The following is an 18,778-nucleotide window of genomic DNA, read 5'->3' as shown; positions in this document are numbered from 1 at the left end:
GGCACTCCCAGCAGAGGCCGCCAGGCGCCAGCGCAGCGCCAGATGGACTGAGACCCAGGAACGCTGACGACACCATGACACTCACGCACACCCAGCTCGCCGAGCACGGCTATATGTCCGGCTTCGCCAATGAATTCGCCACCGAGGCGCTGCCCGGTGCGCTGCCTGTAGGAAGGAACTCGCCGCAGTGCGCGCCCTACGGCCTGTACGCCGAGCAGCTGTCCGGCACGGCCTTCACCGCGCCGCGCGCGCACAACCGGCGCTCGTGGCTGTACCGCATTCGCCCGGCCGCGATGCATACGCCGTTCACGCAGATCGAGCAGTCGCGTTTCCTGAGCCGTTTCGACCAGGTGCCGCCGTCGCCCAACCAGATGCGCTGGAGCCCGCCGGCAATGCCGTCGGTGCCGACCGACTTTGTCGACGGCATCGTCACCATGGCCGGCAATGGCGGCCCCGAGGCCATGACCGGCTGCGGCATCCACCTGTACCTGGCCAACCAGTCGATGCAGGACCGGTTCTTCTACAACGCCGACGGCGAGATGCTGATCGTGCCGCAGCAGGGCCGCCTGCTGATGGTGACCGAGCTTGGCCGGCTGGAAGTGGAGCCGCAGGAGATCGTGGTGATCCCGCGCGGCGTGCGCTTCCGCGTGGAGCTGCCCGACGGCGAGGCGCGCGGCTATATCTGCGAGAACTACGGCGCCTTGTTCCAGCTGCCCGACCTGGGCGTGATCGGCTCCAACGGCCTGGCCAACCCGCGCGACTTCCTGTCGCCGGTTGCCAGCTATGAAGACCGCGAGGGTGATTTCGAGCTGGTGGCCAAGTTCCAGGGCAACCTGTGGCGCGCCGGGATCGGCCACTCGCCGCTGGACGTGGTGGCCTGGCATGGCAACTACACCCCGTACAAGTACGACCTGCGCCGCTTCAATACCATCGGTTCGATCAGCTTCGACCACCCGGATCCGTCGATCTTCCTGGTGCTGCAGTCGCCGTCGGCCACGCCGGGCGTGGACACCATCGACTTCGTCATCTTCGGGCCGCGCTGGCTGGCGATGCAGGACTCGTTCCGCCCGCCCTGGTTCCACCGCAATATCGCCAGCGAGTTCATGGGCCTGATCACCGGCGTCTACGACGCCAAGGCCGAAGGCTTTGCCCCGGGCGGCGCCAGCCTGCACAACTGCATGAGCGGCCACGGCCCGGATGCGGAAACCTTCGAGAAGGCCAGCGCCGCCGATACCTCGAAGCCGCACCGCATCGAGGACACCATGGCCTTCATGTTCGAGACCCCGGGCGTGATCCGCCCGACGCCGTATGCCGCGCAGTCGGCCTCGCTGCAGCAGGACTACTACACGTGCTGGCAGGGCCTGAAGAAACACTTCAACCCGAACACCCGCTGATCTCGCGCGCCTGGCCGCCCGCCCGGCTTTCTCCCCTCGCGCAAGCGGGAGAGGGGCCGGGCGGAGAGAGCCGGCGCTCGTCGAGCATGATGCGTCACCGCACGCGACAAGTGCCACCAAATTTTCGGAGTATCCCAATGACCGCCCCCAAGACCAGCTGGATCGCTTCCGCCAACGACGGCCAGTCCCACTTCCCGCTGCAGAACCTGCCGTATGGCGTGTTTTCGACCAAGGGCCAGGCCCCGCGCGTCGGCGTTGCCATCGGCGACCAGGTGCTGGACCTCGCCGCGCTGGATGAGGCCGGCCTGCTGCCGGCCGCTGCCAAAGGCACGTTTGCCGCAAGCAGCCTGAACCGCTTTATCGCTTTGGGCAAGCCGGTGTGGAGCGAAACCCGCAAGCGCCTGGGCGCGCTGCTGTCTGGTGATGACGCCGCGCTGCGCGACAACGCCGCCCTGCGCGACCAGGCACTGGTGCCGATGTCGGCCGCGACGCTGCACCTGCCGGTGGAGATCCCGGGCTACACGGACTTCTATTCGTCCAGGGAGCACGCCACCAACGTCGGCCGCATGTTCCGCGACCCGGACAATGCGCTGCTGCCGAACTGGCTGGAAATCCCGATCGGCTACAACGGCCGTGCCAGCTCGGTGGTGGTGAGCGGCACGCCGCTGCATCGTCCCAACGGCCAGATCAAGCTGCCGAACGAGGCACGCCCGATCTTCAGCGCCTGCCGCAAGCTGGACTTTGAACTGGAGATGGGCTTTATCGTCGGCAAGGAATCGGCGCTGGGCGAGCCCGTCAGCACCGCCGATGCGCCGGCGCATATGTTCGGCATGGTGCTGCTCAATGACTGGAGCGCGCGCGATATCCAGCAGTGGGAATACGTGCCGCTGGGGCCGTTCAACAGCAAGGGCTTCGGCACCTCGATCTCGCCGTGGGTGGTGACGATGGAAGCGCTCGAGCCGTTCCGCCGCGACAACCCCGAGCAATCGCCGCAGCCGCTGCCGTACCTGCAGCAGCAGGACAAGAATGCCTACGACATCGCGCTGGAAGTCGCGCTGCAGCCGCAGGGCGCAGCGGCACCCAGCACCATCTGCCGCACCAACTTCAAGGCGATGTACTGGACCATGGCACAGCAGCTGGCCCACCACACGGTGTCGGGCTGCAATGTGCGCGTGGGCGACCTGATGGGCTCGGGCACGATCAGCGGCACCACGCCGGACTCCTACGGCAGCCTGCTGGAAATGACCCGCAACGGCGCCGAGCCGGTGACGCTGGCCGACGGCAGCCGCCGAGCCTTCCTGGAGGATGGCGACGACGTGATCATGACCGGCTACTGCCAGGGCGAAGGCTATCGCGTCGGCTTCGGCGCGGTGTCGGGCAAGATCCTGCCGGCGCGCTGAAGCGCTTCAGCCGGCGCCGCGGTCGGCGCTTTGGCCGACTGCGGCGGCATCCAGGATGACCGCCGCGCGGCCTGACAGCAGTGCCTGGCCCTTGGCGCTGACGGTGAAGGCATACAGCACGCTGCTGCCTTCACCGCTGATGCGCTGTGCCTCGACCTGCAGCGGCGCGTCGATATCGTCGAGCCGCTCCACATGGAGCACCAGCTTGCGCACGCTGGCCAGGTAGCCCGAGCGCGGGCGCTGTGCGCCCATTCCTGATTCCGCTTCCGCCAGCAATGCGCCGTGCACGGCCATGGCCTGTGCCGCGTATTCAATGCCGCTGAGCGCGGCCAGCCGGCCGTGCGCGCGCAGCGGGTTGTCCGCGCGCGTATGCGTGGCTGACGTGCAGCGAACCGATGCCGGATCCCAGGCCAGCACGCCGTCGAGCAGGCACATCGTGCCCTGGTGCGGAATGCGTGCCGCGATCCAGTCGCGGTCTTTCAGCAGCTCAGCCATCCGCCTGGCCGCCGAGGCTTTCCACCTCGGCCGCAAGCTGCAGCGTATCCAGATAATCGAGCACCACGGTGGTGGCCTCGCCGCGGGCGATGGCCGCCAGCAGCGGCAGCATGCGTGCGGCCGGTGCCGACGTGCGCAGTGCTTCCAGCGCGGCGTCCGGCATCACCGTGGCTGGCGCCTGCTTCAGCGCCACGCCGACGCGCGCGAGCGAACGCGCGCTCTGCCGCGGCGTGACCAGCAGGGCCACGCCGAAGGGATCGGGGATCGGGCGGTGGCTATGCAGCGGCTCGGGGTAGCCGGTGTCATAGGCGATCAGCAGGCAGGGTTCGGCATCGGCGGCGGCCTGCAGCACGCATTCGAGCAAGCCCGCGCTGCCACTGCCATCCATGGCGCACAGCACATTGGAGGTGCGCATCGCGCCCGCGGCGATCGACCAGTAGCCGGCGGTGGCGTTGTGCACGGAGTTGTGGAAGCGCGTGGGCGACATCAGCGGCTCGGGCTCGGCCAGCGCTTCGCAGATCGCATGGAAGTTGAAGCCGTCGCTGCTGGACGAGGCAAAGATCGTCGGCAGCTGCGCGGCTTCGCAGTCGCTGGCGGCGACGGCCTGCTGGCCGACACCAAGCGCCAGCCGTACGGTCGGGCCGGTGCGGCGACGCTCGGCCGGCGGCAGGCCCGCGGGTGGCGGCAGTTCGGTGGGCGCGTGCGCGTATGGCACGCGGCCGGCAAGGACTTCGGCGGCCTGCTGCCAGCCGGTCAGGCCGGGGCCGAGCAGGCCGATGCTTTCGATATACACGTGCTGCGGCATGGCGATGCTCAGTGGGAAGCCGCGTCCGCGCGGGCGAACAGCAGGCTGCAGTTGGATCCGCCGAAGCCGAAGGCATTGGTCATCGCATAGCGCAGCGGTGCCTCGCGGTTGGCGAGCTGGTAGTTCACGTCCAGCGCCGGATCCACCTGCGTGGTGTTGATGCCGCCGGGCATCAGGCCGTGGCGCAGCGCCAGCGCGCAAATGACGGCTTCGAGCGCGCCGGCGGCACCCAGCGCATGCCCGGTGGCGCCCTTGGTTGAGCTGCACGGCGTGCCGGGCAGCACCGAGGCCATGGCCATGGCCTCGGCCGCGTCGTTGCTGCGCGTGGCGGTGCCATGCAGGTTGACGTAGCCGACCTGCGCCGGCGCGACCCCCGCGCTGGCCAGTGCCTGCTCTAGTGCCAGGCGCGCGCCCAGCCCGTCGGGGTGCGGGGTCGACATATGGTGCGCATCGCTGGATTCGCCGATCCCGGCCAGCAGGATGGCATCGCCTTGCGCGCTGCCGGCCACGCGCTCGAGCAGGCCGAATGCCGCGCCCTCGCCGATCGAGATGCCGTTGCGCGCCACGTCATAGGGCCGGCACGGCTGGTCGGACAACAGCTCCAGCGAATTGAAGCCGTACAGCGTGGTGTGGCACAGCGAATCGACGCCGCCGACCACAGCCACATCGATCAGCCCTGCCTCCAGCATGCGCCGTGCCGAACTGAACACCTTGGCGCCGGATGAACAGGCCGAGGACACCGCAGCCGCGGGACCGGTCAGTCCCAGGTATTGGCGCAGGAAGGCGGGCAGCGAGTAGGGGTTGTGGGTGGTGGCGTAATGGAAGCCCGGCGGCAGCGCGCCGCTGGCAGGATCGCGCTGGCGATAGGCCAGTTCCGTCTGCAGCACGCCCGCGGTGCTGGTGCCCAGGAAGACGCCGACCCGGTGGGCGCCGTAGCGCGCCGCCGCTTCGCGCACGCGCGCGGCAAAGCCGTCCTGCTCCAGCGCCAGTTGCGCCAGCCGGTTGTTGCGGCAGTCGAATTCGGCCAGTGCGGGCGGCAGTGCCACGGTGTCCAGGCCGGGGACTTCGCCGACGAAGGTATCGAGCTCGACACCGCCGAAGCGGCAGGGCGCCAGGCCGCCGCGCTGCGCACGCAGTGCCGACAGGGTGGCGTCTACACCGGCGCCAAGGCAGCTGGTGGCCGTGAAATGCGAGAACAGGAGCGGGGACACGGCTTAGGGGGAACGAATGGAAGGAATCTCGGAAGGCTGTGCCAATTGTAACAAGCCGCCGCTCACTCAGGCTGTCGGCACGGCCGCGCGCAGCGTGACGCAGCGCAGGCCGGCGCGTTCAATGGCAGCGAGCAGGCCCGGCAGCACGGTGGTGCAATGTGCATTGCCGGCGGCATCGGTGCCGGGATTGCCGTCGTGCAGCAGCAGGATGTCGCGCCCGGCGAGCTTGCCGGTGAGGCGCTGCGCCACGCGCCCCGCGTGGTCGCCGCAGCGGGTATCGAAGCCGCGCCGGGTCCAGGCCGCAAGCTGAAGCCCGAGCCGGCACAGCACCGGCTCAAGGAAGGGATTGCGCAGCCCCGCGGGCGCGCGGAAGAAGCGCGGCGCCTGGCCGGTGAGGTCGGTCAGCACCTGCTGCGCGGCACCGATGTCGCGCAGCATGCGCCCGGGACCGAACACCGAGAAGTGCAGCCGGTGGTACATGCTGTGGTTCTCCACGGTGTGGCCGCGGCCGACGATCTCGCGCACCAGTTCCGGATGCGCCGCGGCGCGCGCGCCGACGCAGAAGAAGGTCGCGCGCGCGCCGTGCTGGTCCAGCATGTCGAGCACGCGCGGCGTCAACGCCGGGTTGGGGCCGTCGTCGAATGTCAGTGCCACGCAATCATCGGCAGAGGGCGGCAGGCGCAGCACGTTGGGGCCAAGCCAGTGGCTGCGCGGCCACAGGCCGGCGGCGCACATTGCCGCATGGGCGGCACCAACGCCGGCCAGCGCCATGCCGATGGCCTCAGGGTGCGCCAGCATTGCGCCGGCGGCACCCAGGTGCACGGCGGCGGCGCCGTAAAGCAGCGGGGTGGGGCGCCAGGGGCGGCTGTAAGAGGTGCCGCGCAAGGCTACGCGCGGTGCGGGATACGAATTCATGTTGCACTCTTGGCTGTGTCTGGCGCCGCGGGGCGCGCCAGGATCGCCGAAAACCACAGGGCCAGCACGGCCCCTGGACCTACTGTCAGGCCGAAGGCCTTGAGCAGCGGCAGGCTCGACAGCGCCAGCAGGCCGAAGGCGGCCACCGTGGTCAGGTTGGCCAGCAGCAGCGACACCAGCGTATGCGGTGAAGCGCCCGCCACCTGGCTGCCTGCAGCGGGGCCGTTGAAGAATAGCGCGTAATTGGAGCCCACGGCCATCAGCAGCAGCAGGCCCACCAGGTGCAGCAGCGTCAGCGGCTGGCCGAGCGCTGCCAGCCCGCCCAGCACCACCAGCGCCGCCGCGGCCAGCGGCAGCACCGTGGCCACGACGCGCCGTGCCGAGCGCAGCGCCACGGCCAGCAGCACGATGATCGCCAGCAGGCCGGCCAGCGACAGCAGCAAGGCCTCGCGCAGGTAGCCGGTGTAGAGGCGGTCGGATTCGCCCTTGAGGTCGACGAACAGCGTGTCGGGAACGCCGGCCCGCGCCACCGCGGCCCGCACCGCGCCGGTGTCGACGCCGTCGGCCGCGCCGGTGCTTTGTTGGGCCGGTGCGCGCAGCGGCAGCGTGGCGCTCCAGCGCCCGTCGCGCTGCGCCAGCAACGCATCGACAGCCAGCGCCATGGAGGTGCCGCGCAAGTCCTCGCGCCGCAGCAGCGCACCGGTGCGCGCGGCCTCGGCCTGCGCCAGGAAAGGCGCGAACAGTGACGCGCGCACCGGCTGCGTGGCGATGGCGGCGCCCAGGCGCTGCGCCAGCTCGTCGGGCGGCGGCAGGCTGGCCTGGCGCTCGCGCTGGGTCGCCGCGCTGGGCAGGTAGCGCGCCGGGCTCTCGTAGCCGCCGATGAAATTCTGTGCCACCAGCGGGTCCAGTTCACGGGCCACGCGCTCCGCGCCCTGCAGCACGGATTCCTGGTCCGGCCCGGACAGCACCACCAGGTAGCGCACGTCGGGCGCGCCAAGATCCTCGCGCAACCTGGTATCGAGGGCCTGGTCGCTGGCCGACACCGGGCTCAGCGCCTGCAGCTCGCGGCCCCACAGCGTGCCGCGGTGCATGGCCAGCACCGTGGCGGCTGCCACCACCAGCACGAGCACCAGCCAGCGCAGCCGGTGCGCGCGCGCCGCCAGCCACTGCAGCCGGCGGCCCAGCGGCGCCACGTCGCGCAGGTGCAGCGTGGCCGGCACCAGCTGCGGCAGCACGAAGCGCGTCACCAGCGCCGCGGTCGCCAGCCCGGCAATCGAATACAGCCCCAGCTGCGCCAGCCCCGGAAAGCCCGACAGCAGCAGCGAGGCAAAGCCGCAGACCGAGGTCAGCACGCCCAGGCGCACCGTCGGCCAGAAGCCGCCCAGCCAGGCGCGCTCGTCGCGCCGGCCGTCGCGCGTGTACTGCGCGGACTGCACGAACAGGTAGATCGAATAGTCGACCGCCTCGCCGATCAGCGTGGTGCCGAAGCCCAGCGTCAGTCCGTGCACCGAGCCGCCGAAGCCCAGGCTGACCGCGGCAATGCCCGCCAGCGCGCCGCTCAGTACCGGCACCAGCCCCAGCACCAGCAGCGGCACCGAGCGGTAGACCAGCAGCAGCAGCGTGACGATGATGGCCACGCCGATGGTCGACAGGCGCTCCACATCATGGCGGATGGTGTCGCGTGCATTGACGGAGAACACGCCCGGCCCGGTCATCGCCAGCTGGTACTTGCCAGCGATCGCAGCCTTGGCAAACGCCTCGCGCACGGCCCCGATGGCTTGTGCCTGCGCATCCGTGTCAGACCCCGCGGCGGCGGTCTGCGCCAGCAGCACCGCGCGCTTGCCGTCGCGCGACGCCCAGGCGCCGGCGTGCATGGGCACGCGCTGCCCGGCATCCAGCTGTGCCAGCATCGCGGCCACTTCGCCGGTGGGATCGCGCGGCAGCAGCGACTTGGTGAAGAGCCCGGCGGACGAGGCCAGCAGCTCGAACGATTCATTCAGCGCCTGCGCCAGGCCGCGTTCACTGAAGCGCTCGGGCGTGACCGCGGGGCTGAGCAGGTAGCGGTGCGCAAACACGTATTGGCGGTCTGCATCCTGGTTGACCGGCTCGCCGTTCTGGATCGCCGTGAAGCGGGGGTCGCCGCGCAGCTGTGCCGCCATGGCACGCGACACCGCGGCGCGGCCATCGGCATCGCCGCCTTCGATCCCGACCAGGACCAGGCGCGATACCAGCCCGTCGCGCAGCTGGTTCACCAGCAATTGCTGCTCGGCGCTGGGCAGGCGCGGCAGGAAGGCCGAGAGGTCGGCCGTGAAGGTGGTGCGGCTGATCACAGCCGCGCAGGCGAGCATGGCGAAGATCCACAGTGCCAGCGCGAGCCGGCGCATCGCTGGGCGCATCGTTGCGGGCGGCGCTGCGCTCATGGGCGGCCGGCAGGTCGGATCTTCATCACCGAGCGGTCGCCGTCGGCCTGCCGGATCTCGACGCGGTCAAGCGCATCCTGGCTGCCGTCGATGCGCACCTGGCTGACCACCGCGGCCATGCGCGAGTCCGCCGGAGTCAGTGTCAGCGTCCAGCGGCTGGCACGGCCTTCCAGGCCGAGCTTGTAGTAGCGCTCAAGCGTCTGGCGGTTGCCTGCCAGCGTGCCGCGGATGCTTTCGATAAAGGCAGCCAGCTCGGGGTAGTTCTGCAGCGGCATGGTGTAGCGCTTGCCGTCGCGCTCGACCGTCAGCATGTCGCCGTCGAGCACCATGTTCTCGGCCTTGGGCGACAGTGTGCGCTTCTCCAGGTGGTCGGGCGCCGTGAACAGCAGCTCGCCGGACGACTGCACCGGCTTGTCGACTATCGCCAGGTACTTGGTCTCGGTGAACAGCACGCGCCCAGACTTGCGCTGCGCCAGGGTGGACATCAGCTGGTCGACGCCAAATGTGGCGGCGCCGGACGGCGTGGCCAGCGCAAGCATGGCGCCGGCCAGCAGCATCGACAGCAGGAAGCGGAAAGGGCGTCTGGAAAGGGGCATCAGGGGCTGCTCAGGGCTCGCGGGTCATGGCTCGTTGCCCGGCGGCGGCTGTTCAGACAGCGGCGGGCCGGCGTGCCAGAAATCGTAGAAGTTGAACCAGTTGTACGGGGCGCTGCGGCAGAATTGTTCCAGCAGGCGCACGTATTCGGCCAGCGCGGTTTGCACGGCTGCCTCGCGCTGGCCGCGTGCGGTTTCGGTGAAGTCGGCCAGCGGCACGAAGTGCACATCGTAGCGGTTGCCGCCGCGGTACAGGCCGGTGATGAAGAACACCGGCCGGCGCAGCATCGCCGCCATGCGTAGCGGGCCGGTCGGAAGGCCGGTCGGCGTGCCGAGGAAGCTGCACTGCTGCACCGGGTCGGTGGCGCGTTGCGACAGCGTGCGGTCGGCCAGCATGCCGATCATGTAGCCGCGGTCAAGGTAGTCGCGCACCCGCAGCATGGTGTCGAAGCGGCCCAGCGCGATCACGTCCTGGCGCATCGCCGGGTTGATCGACGTCAGCACGTCATTGAGCTTGTGCGCGTTTTCCTCGTACATGGTGATCGCGACTTCCATGTCCGGGTGCCGCCGCCCGAGCGCGCGCACCACCTCGAAGCTGCCCAGGTGCGCACCCAGCAGGATTGCGCCGCGGCCGCGCGCCATCGCGGCTTCCAGCTGTTCCTCTCCGTGCAGGCGGATATCGAACAGGTCGAAGCGGCCGTTGAGCAGGTAGATGCGGTCATGGATGGTCGAGGCGAAGGTGAACACATGCCGGTAGCCATCGATCCAGTTGGCATCGCGCCCGAGGGCGCGGCCCATGTAGGCGCGCGAGGCATGGCGTGCCGCCGGCGCGAACAGCATGAAGTACGCCGCAATTCCCCGCAGCACCACGCGCCCGACGGGGCGGCCGAGTGCCAGCGAGATCCACGTCATGACGCGCAGCAGCGTGATGCTGCCGCGCTCCTGGCGGCGCGACCATTCGGATTCCAGCGGCGGCTGCCGCCTCCACAGCCAGCTCAGCATGCCGATGCCCCCGCGTGCGTCGCGGCACCGCGCACCTGCAGCGTGCCGCTGGCGACGTCGCGTCCGGCGCTGCGCAGCGTGAAGCGGATACTCACGCCGCCATCGGCCGCTGCGTCGGCCTGGTGGAGGATCTCAACGCGCTCGCCCGGGGTCACCGGGCTCAGGAACTTGATGGTGCCGGCCTCGGTGACGGCAAGGCGGCGGCCCATTGCAATGCCGAGTGCCAGCACCGCGTGGTCCAGCAGTACCACCCCCGGCACGATCGGATGGCCGGGAAAGTGGCCGGCGATGGCCGGGTGATCGGCGTCGATGACAAAGCCGGGCCTTGCCGCGCTATCGCCGTGGTGCGCCCCGGCAAGCCTTGCGACCAGCGCCGCCAGGGCCTCGCGCGGCAGCTTGCCGGCCGCATTGCGCGGCAGGCTGTCGGCAAAGAGCAGCGGGCGTGGCAGGAAGGCCGGGTCGATGCGCGCGCGCAGCGCCTGCTGCAGCTGCGCCGGGGCGACGCCTGGCGCCACTGCCACGGCCACCAGCCGCACCACGTGGCCATGCGTGTCGCCTTCGTGCGCATCATCGGGCATGAAGAACGCGCCGTCGCGCACGCCGTCGATGGCCGTGAGCTGGTGGTTCAGGTAAGCCAGCGAGGTGCGCTTGCCGGCGATATTCAGCATGTCGGCCTTGCGGCCATGGAGCAGGAAGTGGCCGGCATCCAGCGGCGCGATGGCGTCGCCCAGCGGCACCGGCTGCTCGATATGGCCGCCTTCGGCCCAGGTCTCGGCGCCGCCGGCGCCCTGGCGTGCCTGCAGCCGCACGCCCGGCACCAGTGTCCAGGCATCAGCCTGCGCGGTGCGGCGCGTGGCGATCTGGCCGGTCTCGGTGCTACCGTAGATCTCGCATAGCGGAGCGCCGAACAGGGTCTCGGTCTCGCCCGCCAGCTGGCGGCCAAGCGGGGCGGTCGCGCACAGCACCAGGTCTGCCGGCGGCATTGCCATGCCCGACTGCACCAGCGTGCGCAGGTGCACGGGCGAGCTGACCAGCGCACGCGGGGCCGGCACCGAGGCGAGGGCATCGTGCACGTCGGCAGGATAGAAGGCCGGGGCCGACACCAGGGCCGCGCGGCCCTGCAGCACCAGCATGACCGTGGCCTCCAGCCCGAACATATGCTGCGGCGGCACCGTGCCCACCACGGTCCAGGCACGCCCGTCCAGCAGGCCGAGCCGCTGTGCCGCGGCCTGCGCGCACCGGGCCATCGCGCCCCAGGTCTTGCGGTGCGGCACCGGCGTGCCGGTCGAGCCTGACGTGAACACGTACGCCATGACCTGGGTCGCGGCAATCCGCGGGATCTCGACCGGCCCGTCCGTGGCCGCGCCGCGCAGGCCGTCGTGATAGTGGAACGCCGGCATGGCGAATGCCGCGTCAGGCTGGTCGTGCAGGCAGAAGGCGTCCGGGGCAAAGTCGGCCAGCTGGCGCACCATCTCCGGCGTATGCGATGGCGGCAGCAGGGTGGCCTTGCCCGCCAGCAGCGCGGCGCACAGGCCGACGGTGAAGCGGTAGCGGTCGGTGCAGGCGTTGAATACGTGCCCGCCTGCGGGCAGCGCATCGGCCAGGCTGGACGCATCTGCCAGGAACTGGCGCACGCTGACAGGCCGTCCGTGCGCCCAGGCGATGATGTCTTCGGGCGAGGCATGCGCGACGATCGGGAGCATGGTCATGGGGCTGAGCCTGTGCCTGTTGCCAGTGTAGGGGCCGGTTTGCGGCGCGTCAGCGCGGCAAACCGGGCCGGTCCGCACGGGCAGCCATGACTGCGCGATAGCCATGCACCGCGTCCAGCAGGCCGCCGTGGGCCATGCCCGGGAAGGCAACGCGGCGGCACACGGCTTCGCCCACGAACATCAGCGCGATCAGCAGCGGCGTGGCCAGGTTGGCGAAGCTGGACCAGGTCGCCACCGGCGCGAGCACGAACAGCAGCGTCGATACACCTACCATCGCGGCAAAGAACAGCGTCCAGGCCTGGGTCACGCGCAGCGTGTAGCGCAGGTGCGCGGGGGGCAGCTGGCCATGGATTGCCGTCGCGATCTGCGTGCACAGTGGCGTGCGGCCGGGACGCAGGCTCAGCGCGAACATCACGCCCAGCGCGGCATTGATGCCGGCGTGCTGCAGGAAATAGGTCCAGCCGAAATGCGCGGCCAACGGCATGCGCCAGATCCACAGGGCGGCGCAGGCGGCCAGCAAGGCGGCCATTGCGGGCAGGCGCCCCCAAGTGCGGAGGCAGGCAAGGAAGCCGATCAGCAGGAACGGCGCCGCCCCGAGCCACAGCGCGGCGACTTCGGCACCTGGCTGGTGTGCCGCATGGTGCAGGGCGGATTCGTAGGCGACAAAGGCGGCCACCGCTGCAATCCAGCCATGGCGCCGGCCTGCCGGCACGGCATCCTGCCGTACAGGCGTGGCTGGCGCGGCGGGCGTGGAGGGGCGGTCGAATTGCTGGCTCGATGGCATCTGCGAGGGTATATTGTGTGTAGCGTAAGTCGCTTGGTGCACGGCGTTGCCGGAAATGGCGCCGCGTGGTGCGCGAAGCGAACGCTTTATACCCCAAAAGACCGGCCCGACGTGGTGATGATTCCCAAAAGGCCTGCCTTTGTTGTTACTAAACTTCTCTCAACTGGCTGGGATTTGCCCCTTTTGATAGCATCGGTTGCCCTGCCATGCGGCCTGGACAACCTTTCCCGGACCCATGCCGCAGCGGCATTCCAGCCACCTAGCGACATGACCGAACTCGAAACCGAACTTGCCCGCCTGATCATCGACGAACTCGAAATTGCCGAGCTACGGCTGGAGGATATCAACGCCGCCACGCCGCTCTATGGCGAAGGCTTCGGGCTGGATTCCATCGATATCCTCGAGATCGCACTGCTGGTGTCGCGCAAGTACGGGGTCGAACTGCGTTCGGACAACCCCGACAACAAGACCATCTTCGCCTCGCTGGGCAGCCTGGCCAACTATCTGGCGGAACACCGTACGCGCTAGTTCGGCAGCCGCACCCAACCTTCCCCCCTTTCCAAAGCCAGGACCGGAGCACGACATGCCGCAGCAAGCCATGCCCGGGCCCGCACTGGTAGCCGGCGGCAGCGCCTGCCCGATGGGTGACGCCGAGCCGTCCGCCACGCACCTGGTGCTGATCCCCAGCTATAACCCCGGCGTGCGCCTGCATGAGGTGCTGCGCGCGGCGCGCGCCGCCTGGACACCGGTCTGGGTGGTCGTGGACGGCAGCACCGATGGCAGCGACCAGTGGCTGCTGGCGCAGGCAGCCACCGATCCCGGGCTGCGCGTCCTGGTGCTGCCGCACAACCAGGGCAAGGGCACCGCGGTGCTGCATGGCATCGATTCCGCCGCCGCGGCCGGTTTCACGCATGTGCTGGTGATGGATTCGGACGGGCAGCACCCCGCGCACCTGATTGCGCAATTCATGGCGATATCACAGCGCAACCCGGGCGCCATGGTGCTGGGCCGGCCCGTCTTCGACGCCAGCGCGCCGCGCGAGCGGGTCTACTGGCGGCGCATGTCCAACTTCTGGGCGGATGTCGAGACGCTATGGGCGGGCATCGGGGATTCCCTGTACGGCTTTCGCGTCTACCCGATCGCGCCGCTGCGCGCCGTCATGCGCGAGAGCCGCTGGATGCGCCGCTTCGACTTCGACCCGGAAGTGGCGGTGCGGCTGTGCTGGCGCGGCGTGCGCCCCATCAATGCCGACGCCCCGGTGCGCTACTTCGGCCAGCGCGAGGGTGGGGTGTCGCACTTCCGCTATCTGCGCGACAACCTGCTGCTGACCGGCATGCACCTGCGGCTGCTGGCCGGCTTAATGCTGCGGCTGCCTGTCCTGGTGTGGCAGCGGCTGCGGCGGGCGGCCGGCGACGCGTCGTGCCGGCCGAAAGCCTGAACCCGCAAAAGAAGCAGAAAGGCCGCGCGAAGCGGCCTTTCTGCTTGTTGGGCCCAGGGGCCAGGGTTTGCTTACTTGCCCAGTTCGTGACCAATCACGCCGCCCACCACGGCACCGCCGATGGTCCCGGCGGCGCTGCCGTCAGTCAGCTCGTGTCCGGCCACGCCGCCGGCCACCGCGCCCGCCGCCGTACAGCCGGCCAGCGCCATGCTTGCGCTTACCAGTAGTGCACCTGCGAGTTTCCACATGATGGTCTCCTGCATCGTTGGCGGGCCAGTTGCAGGCAACCGGCCCCATGTGTCCAGCTTAGGCCCATGCCGGGCAGGGGCCTCTCCGAGACACGCCGATTGCGCTGTAGGAATCGGACGACGCAGGTGGCGCAGCGGTGGCGTCAGGCGTCGCCGGCGTGCTGGCGCAGGCGCTTGATCAGCGAAGAAGTGTCGGCGCGGCCGCAGCCCATCTGCTGCAGGTCGGCATAGAATTGGTCGACCAGCGCCGTCACCGGCAGGCCGGCGCCGTTGCGGCGCGCCTCGTCCAGGCACAGGCCCAGGTCCTTGCGCATCCAGTCCACCGCGAAGCCGAAGTCGAACTTGTTGTCGATCATGGTGGGGCCGCGGTTCTCGAGCTGCCATGAGCCGGCCGCGCCCTTGCTGATGACGTCCAGCACCAGGCGCATGTCCAGCCCGGCGCGCTCGCCAAAGGCGATGGCCTCGGACAGGCCCTGGATCAGCCCGGCGATGCTGATCTGGTTGACCATCTTGGCCAGTTGCCCGGCGCCGGATTCGCCGATGCGCGTGACGGCGCGTGCGTAGGCGGCAATGACCGGTTCGGCGCGCGCATAGGCGTCGGCATCGCCACCGCACATGATGGTCAGGATGCCTTTCTCCGCGCCGACTTCGCCGCCGGAGACCGGGCCGTCGACAAAGTGCAGGCCGTGCTCGCGCGCGGCGGCGTGGAGTTCGCGCGCCACGTTGGCGCTGGCGGTGGTGTGGTCCACGAAAATGCAGCCGCTGGGCGCGCTGAAGAAGGCGCCGTCATGCCCGGTCAGCACCGCGCGCAGGTCGTCGTCATTGCCCACGCAGGAGCAGACCACCTGCGCATCGCGCACGGCCTGTGCCGGCGTGGGAGCCGCTTTGCCGCCGAACTTCCCGACCCAGGCCTGCGCCTTGGCGGCGGTGCGGTTGTACACGGTGACCTCGTGCCCCTTGGTGGCGAGGTGGCCGGCCATGTGGAAACCCATGACGCCCAGTCCGAGAAATGCGACACGCATGCTGCTGCTCCGTTGCTTGTATGTTTGGGATCGGTGAGGCGCGGCCCCGTTTGCGTGATGCCACGCCAGGGTCCTCCGCCGGCGGGACGGCTGGGCCGCCTCCGGCCCCAGAGTATACGGGGGCGCGGGGGCGGGGGACAGATACAGAGCCCGGCACGATGCTGCGCTACAGAATGCGGCTTCGGGCACATATAGTCATGACATCGTTAAATAAAAAATACCTATGAGATAGGTATTTGAAAAATACCCATGTTGTCGCTAAAATAGAAATACCTATCATATTGGTATTCCATCGGCGCGATGAAGCAAATCGTCTCCACTCCCTGGCAGCTTGGCCAGATCCTGCAGGCAGCGCGCAAGGCGGCCGGCCTGAACCAGACCGAGGCCGCCGCGCGGCTGAATATCAGCCAGAGCCGGATGTCGCACATGGAGCTGAACCCCGACACCATCAGCGTCGACCAGTTGCTGGCGCTGGTCGGCGCGCTCGGGCTGGAATTGGTGGTTCAGGACCGGGCCACGGGGGCCGCCGAGGTGTCCGACGTGGCGTGGTAATCATGGCGGCACGCAGGTCACGTACGCCGGCGCTGTCGGTCTGGGCCAACGGGCAGCGCGTGGGCACCTGGCGCCAGCCGTCCGGTACCGGGATGGAACTGGAATACGACGAGGACTGGATCCGCTCTGAAGCCGGGCGGCCCCTGTCTCTGTCGCTCGGGTATGGCCTGGGCAACCGGCGCGTGGTGCGTGGGGATGCCGTGCGCAACTACTTCGACAACCTGTTGCCGGACAGCGAGGCCATCCGGCGCCGGTTGGCGCTGCGCTTCCAGACCGGCTCGGTGGAAGCCTTCGAGCTGCTCGCCGCCATCGGCCGCGATTGCGTGGGCGCGGTGCAGATCCTGGGCGAAGACGAAGCGCCTGCGGGCATCGACCGGATCGAAGGCGAACCGCTATCGGACGAGCAGATCGAGCGCTGGCTGGAGGATATCGTCGCCACCCCCGCGCTTGGGCGGCATGAGCACGACGACGACTTCCGCATCTCCATCGCCGGCGCGCAGGAGAAGACTGCGCTGCTGCGCCATGACGGCCAATGGCTGCGGCCGCATGGTGCCACCCCGACCACACATATTTTCAAGCTGCCACTGGGCCTGGTGGGAAACCGCAGGGCCGACCTGAGCACGTCGGTGGAAAACGAATGGCTGTGCCTGAAGATCCTTGCCGCCTATGGCTTGCCGGTGGCCGATTGCGAGATGCTGACGTTCGGCCGCCGCAAGGTGCTGAGCGTCACGCGTTTCGACCGCCAGCCTCATCCGTCAGGCAATTGGCTGCTGCGGCTGCTGCAGGAAGATTTCTGCCAGGTGTTCGGCCACAGCCCGCTGCAGAAATACGAGGCCGATGGCGGGCCCGGCATGATCGAGATCGCCACGGTGCTGCGCAACTCAGTGGCCCAGGCCGATGATCTGCAGACGCTGCTGGCCGCGCAGTTGCTGTTCTGGCTGCTGGCGGCACCGGACGGGCACGCCAAGAACTTCAGCATCCGCCTGCTGGCCGGCGGGCGCTACCGCATGACGCCGCTGTACGACGTGATGTCGATCTGGCCGGTGGTGGGCCAGGGCGCCAACCAGTTCTCCTGGCACAAGGCCAAGCTGGCCATGGCGGTCGCCGGCCGCAGCCGGCACTACGGCCTGCGCGATATCCAGCGCCGCCATTTCAATGCGATGGCACCGCGCTGTTTCCTGGGTGCCGATGCCGAGGCGCTGATCGGGCGCATCATCGCGCGGACCCCGGCGGTGATCGCCGAGGTCGGCGCAGCACTGCCCGCGGGTTTTCCGCAGAAGGTGGCGGACACGATACTGGAGGGTCTGCGGGCATCGGTGCAGCGGCTGGCAGAGATGCCGGCGCAGGTGGAGGGGTGAGCCCTGGAGAGGCTTTGCCGCCGGAGCTGACCGCCGCGCACAACACCACAAGGTCAGAACCCGCCTACGCCAGCTTCCGCCCTTGTCCTATCCCTTGCGCCTCGCGCCCTGCCTACATTGAAGCCAGGTTGCACCACCGCAAGGAGCCGACTCATGTCATTCGCGCTATACATTATCGGCCTGTTGGTCCTGGTTGCCGGCGTTGCCTGGGGCATGGAAACCGCTGGCCTCGCGCCCGTGTATATCGGTATTGCCTGCCTGATCGTGCTTGGCATCGGCATCATGGCGGCGGTCTCGCGTACCCGTACCAAGGATCCCTCCTGAGGGTTGCGGGCCTGGCGCCGTGCCGGGCCCGCCCTTGTTTTTCGTGACGCCGCGCAGCGGCGGGCGCACCAGGTTGGCTTGGAACCAGGCCGGCGTCGCCTGCGCGCCATGGCCAGCCAGCATCTACTAGTTCACCGGGCCGTCGTGTCCACCGTATCCTGGACGGGCGGACTCGCCAGCTGCGCGCGCACCGCCGCCGCCAGTTCGGCAGCCGCCGGCGACAGGCTGCGGTTGCGCGAGGTCACCAGCCCGATCGAGCGCTCGGTCACCGGCGCCGTCAGCAGGCGCTCGACAATGCCGGGCTGGCGCACCGTGCCGGCCGCGATCTCTGGCAGCGCGGCCACGCCGAAGCCGCATTCGACCATGGCCGCGATGGTGGCCAGGCGCTCGGCCTCGAATACCGGCTGGAAGCGGATGCGGTTCTGCAGGAAGGCCCATTCCGCGTACTGGCGCACGCTGCTCGGGTGCGTCATCGACACATGGGGCGCGCTGGCGGTATCGGCCCAGCGCAGCGGCCCGGGGCTGCGCGCGAGCGGGTGCGCCGACGGGATCAGCAGCACGAAGCGGTCCGACAGCAGCGGCTCATACTGCAGGTCAGCCTGTTGCGGATCGGCCGCGGTCAGCGCGAAATCCACGTCGCCGGCGCGCACCAGGTCGAAGGCCGGGCCGGAGAGGGTATCGAATACCTTCAGCGCCACTTCCGGGCGCGCCTGGTGGTAGGCCATCAGCACGCGCGGCAGCATGCGCGCCGCCAGCGAGGGCAGCGCCGCCACCGCCACCTGGCCGCGCTCGGCGCTGGCAATGCCGGTCACGGCGTCGATGGCGCCGCGGAACGCCGCCTGCAGCAGCGCGGCCTGCTGCATGAAGACCTGGCCGGCCGCGGTCAGGCGCACGTTCCGGGTGGTGCGGTCGAACAGGCGCACGCCGAGGGATTCCTCGATGCGCAGGATCTGCGTGGACAGGGCGGATTGCGACACGTGCAGCTGGCTGGCGGCCTGGCGGAAGTTGAGCGTGCGGCCAAGCACCAGCGTGGTTTCGATGTCGCGCATCGACAGGTTGATTTTCATCTGCGGCAGCGGGCCGGCGGCGTCCGCCGGCCGAATCACAC

Annotated in this window: 19 protein-coding genes; 7 read left to right on the top strand and 12 right to left on the bottom strand. The window is 69.4% G+C overall.

The genetic code is table 11. The annotated features are described in order from the left end of the window. Positions 1 to 74: 74 nt before the first annotated feature. Together hmgA and fahA are read left to right on the top strand one after the other, a co-directional pair. Positions 75 to 1,394: a homogentisate 1,2-dioxygenase gene (gene hmgA / locus AC3WRI_RS03100; protein ID WP_011617392.1), complete on the top strand. Its 1,320-nt coding sequence runs from the start codon at positions 75 to 77 to the stop codon at positions 1,392 to 1,394. Between the two features lie 137 nt (positions 1,395 to 1,531). Next, entirely contained in the window at positions 1,532 to 2,794 is a 1,263-nt protein-coding gene (gene fahA / locus AC3WRI_RS03095) for a fumarylacetoacetase (RefSeq protein ID WP_010810173.1), read from the top strand. Positions 2,795 to 2,800: 6 nt separating this feature from the next. Here fahA and AC3WRI_RS03090 read toward each other — a convergent pair whose 3' ends face one another. The 9 genes from AC3WRI_RS03090 to AC3WRI_RS03050 all read right to left on the bottom strand — a co-directional run bounded on the left by AC3WRI_RS03090 (position 2,801) and on the right by AC3WRI_RS03050 (position 12,728). Continuing rightward, a complete protein-coding gene (locus AC3WRI_RS03090; RefSeq protein WP_010810172.1) occupies positions 2,801 to 3,289 on the bottom strand; it encodes a hotdog family protein in 489 nt (162 codons plus the stop codon). Beyond that, positions 3,282 to 4,094 (bottom strand): beta-ketoacyl synthase chain length factor, encoded by an 813-nt coding sequence (locus AC3WRI_RS03085; protein ID WP_011617391.1) that lies wholly within the window; start codon positions 4,092 to 4,094, stop codon positions 3,282 to 3,284. The genes AC3WRI_RS03090 and AC3WRI_RS03085 overlap by 8 nt, the downstream gene beginning before the upstream one ends. An 8-nt stretch (positions 4,095 to 4,102) precedes the next feature. Next, positions 4,103 to 5,305 carry a beta-ketoacyl-[acyl-carrier-protein] synthase family protein gene (locus AC3WRI_RS03080; RefSeq protein ID WP_492292557.1) on the bottom strand — a complete coding sequence of 401 codons (1,203 nt, stop codon included), beginning with the start codon at positions 5,303 to 5,305 and terminating at the stop codon, positions 4,103 to 4,105. Positions 5,306 to 5,371: 66 nt separating this feature from the next. Then, positions 5,372 to 6,220: a polysaccharide deacetylase family protein gene (locus AC3WRI_RS03075; protein ID WP_492292556.1), complete on the bottom strand. Its 849-nt coding sequence runs from the start codon at positions 6,218 to 6,220 to the stop codon at positions 5,372 to 5,374. Continuing rightward, complete coding sequence (locus AC3WRI_RS03070; RefSeq protein WP_136227915.1) at positions 6,217 to 8,616, bottom strand: MMPL family transporter; 2,400 nt, start codon at positions 8,614 to 8,616, stop codon at positions 6,217 to 6,219. Before AC3WRI_RS03070 ends, AC3WRI_RS03075 begins: the two co-directional genes overlap by 4 nt. Positions 8,617 to 8,636: 20 nt before the next feature. After that, positions 8,637 to 9,236, bottom strand: a complete 600-nt coding sequence (locus AC3WRI_RS03065; RefSeq protein WP_011617387.1) for a LolA-related protein — start codon at positions 9,234 to 9,236, stop codon at positions 8,637 to 8,639. Positions 9,237 to 9,260: 24 nt separating this feature from the next. Next, positions 9,261 to 10,235, bottom strand: coding sequence for a lysophospholipid acyltransferase family protein (locus AC3WRI_RS03060; RefSeq protein WP_011617386.1), 975 nt, complete (start codon positions 10,233 to 10,235; stop codon positions 9,261 to 9,263). Then, positions 10,229 to 11,944 (bottom strand): AMP-binding protein, encoded by a 1,716-nt coding sequence (locus tag AC3WRI_RS03055; RefSeq protein ID WP_439671924.1) that lies wholly within the window; start codon positions 11,942 to 11,944, stop codon positions 10,229 to 10,231. The genes AC3WRI_RS03060 and AC3WRI_RS03055 overlap by 7 nt, the downstream gene beginning before the upstream one ends. 49 nt (positions 11,945 to 11,993) lie before the next feature. Beyond that, the gene (locus AC3WRI_RS03050; protein ID WP_041688134.1) at positions 11,994 to 12,728 is read right to left on the bottom strand and encodes a COG4648 family protein; all 735 of its coding nucleotides are present in this window, start codon (positions 12,726 to 12,728) and stop codon (positions 11,994 to 11,996) included. A gap of 267 nt (positions 12,729 to 12,995) precedes the next feature. On the opposite strand from AC3WRI_RS03050, the gene AC3WRI_RS03045 reads away from it, so the two are divergent. Further along, positions 12,996 to 13,256 carry a phosphopantetheine-binding protein gene (locus tag AC3WRI_RS03045; RefSeq protein ID WP_010810163.1) on the top strand — a complete coding sequence of 87 codons (261 nt, stop codon included), beginning with the start codon at positions 12,996 to 12,998 and terminating at the stop codon, positions 13,254 to 13,256. A gap of 55 nt (positions 13,257 to 13,311) precedes the next feature. Then, entirely contained in the window at positions 13,312 to 14,166 is an 855-nt protein-coding gene (locus tag AC3WRI_RS03040; protein ID WP_439671923.1) for a glycosyltransferase family 2 protein, read from the top strand. Between the two features lie 71 nt (positions 14,167 to 14,237). Here AC3WRI_RS03040 and AC3WRI_RS03035 read toward each other — a convergent pair whose 3' ends face one another. Both AC3WRI_RS03035 and AC3WRI_RS03030 read right to left on the bottom strand, forming a co-directional pair. Continuing rightward, positions 14,238 to 14,414 (bottom strand): glycine zipper 2TM domain-containing protein, encoded by a 177-nt coding sequence (locus AC3WRI_RS03035; RefSeq protein WP_010810161.1) that lies wholly within the window; start codon positions 14,412 to 14,414, stop codon positions 14,238 to 14,240. A gap of 143 nt (positions 14,415 to 14,557) precedes the next feature. Continuing rightward, positions 14,558 to 15,505, bottom strand: coding sequence for an NAD(P)-dependent oxidoreductase (locus tag AC3WRI_RS03030; protein ID WP_256333578.1), 948 nt, complete (start codon positions 15,503 to 15,505; stop codon positions 14,558 to 14,560). A 231-nt stretch (positions 15,506 to 15,736) separates the two neighbouring features. Here AC3WRI_RS03030 and AC3WRI_RS03025 point away from each other — a divergent pair, with 231 nt between their 5' ends. The 3 genes from AC3WRI_RS03025 to AC3WRI_RS03015 all read left to right on the top strand — a co-directional run bounded on the left by AC3WRI_RS03025 (position 15,737) and on the right by AC3WRI_RS03015 (position 17,670). Further along, positions 15,737 to 15,988 carry a helix-turn-helix domain-containing protein gene (locus AC3WRI_RS03025; protein ID WP_011617379.1) on the top strand — a complete coding sequence of 84 codons (252 nt, stop codon included), beginning with the start codon at positions 15,737 to 15,739 and terminating at the stop codon, positions 15,986 to 15,988. A 2-nt stretch (positions 15,989 to 15,990) separates the two neighbouring features. Then, entirely contained in the window at positions 15,991 to 17,346 is a 1,356-nt protein-coding gene (locus AC3WRI_RS03020) for a type II toxin-antitoxin system HipA family toxin (protein WP_058696457.1), read from the top strand. A 153-nt stretch (positions 17,347 to 17,499) separates the two neighbouring features. Further along, positions 17,500 to 17,670 (top strand): hypothetical protein, encoded by a 171-nt coding sequence (locus tag AC3WRI_RS03015; protein WP_010810157.1) that lies wholly within the window; start codon positions 17,500 to 17,502, stop codon positions 17,668 to 17,670. Positions 17,671 to 17,801: 131 nt separating this feature from the next. Here AC3WRI_RS03015 and AC3WRI_RS03010 read toward each other — a convergent pair whose 3' ends face one another. Then, complete coding sequence (locus AC3WRI_RS03010) at positions 17,802 to 18,737, bottom strand: LysR family transcriptional regulator (protein WP_011617376.1); 936 nt, start codon at positions 18,735 to 18,737, stop codon at positions 17,802 to 17,804. Positions 18,738 to 18,778: the final 41 nt, after the last annotated feature.

This window comes from Cupriavidus sp. FW305-27 (genome assembly GCF_058787995.1).
This window is presented reverse-complemented; position numbering and strand designations above follow the sequence as displayed.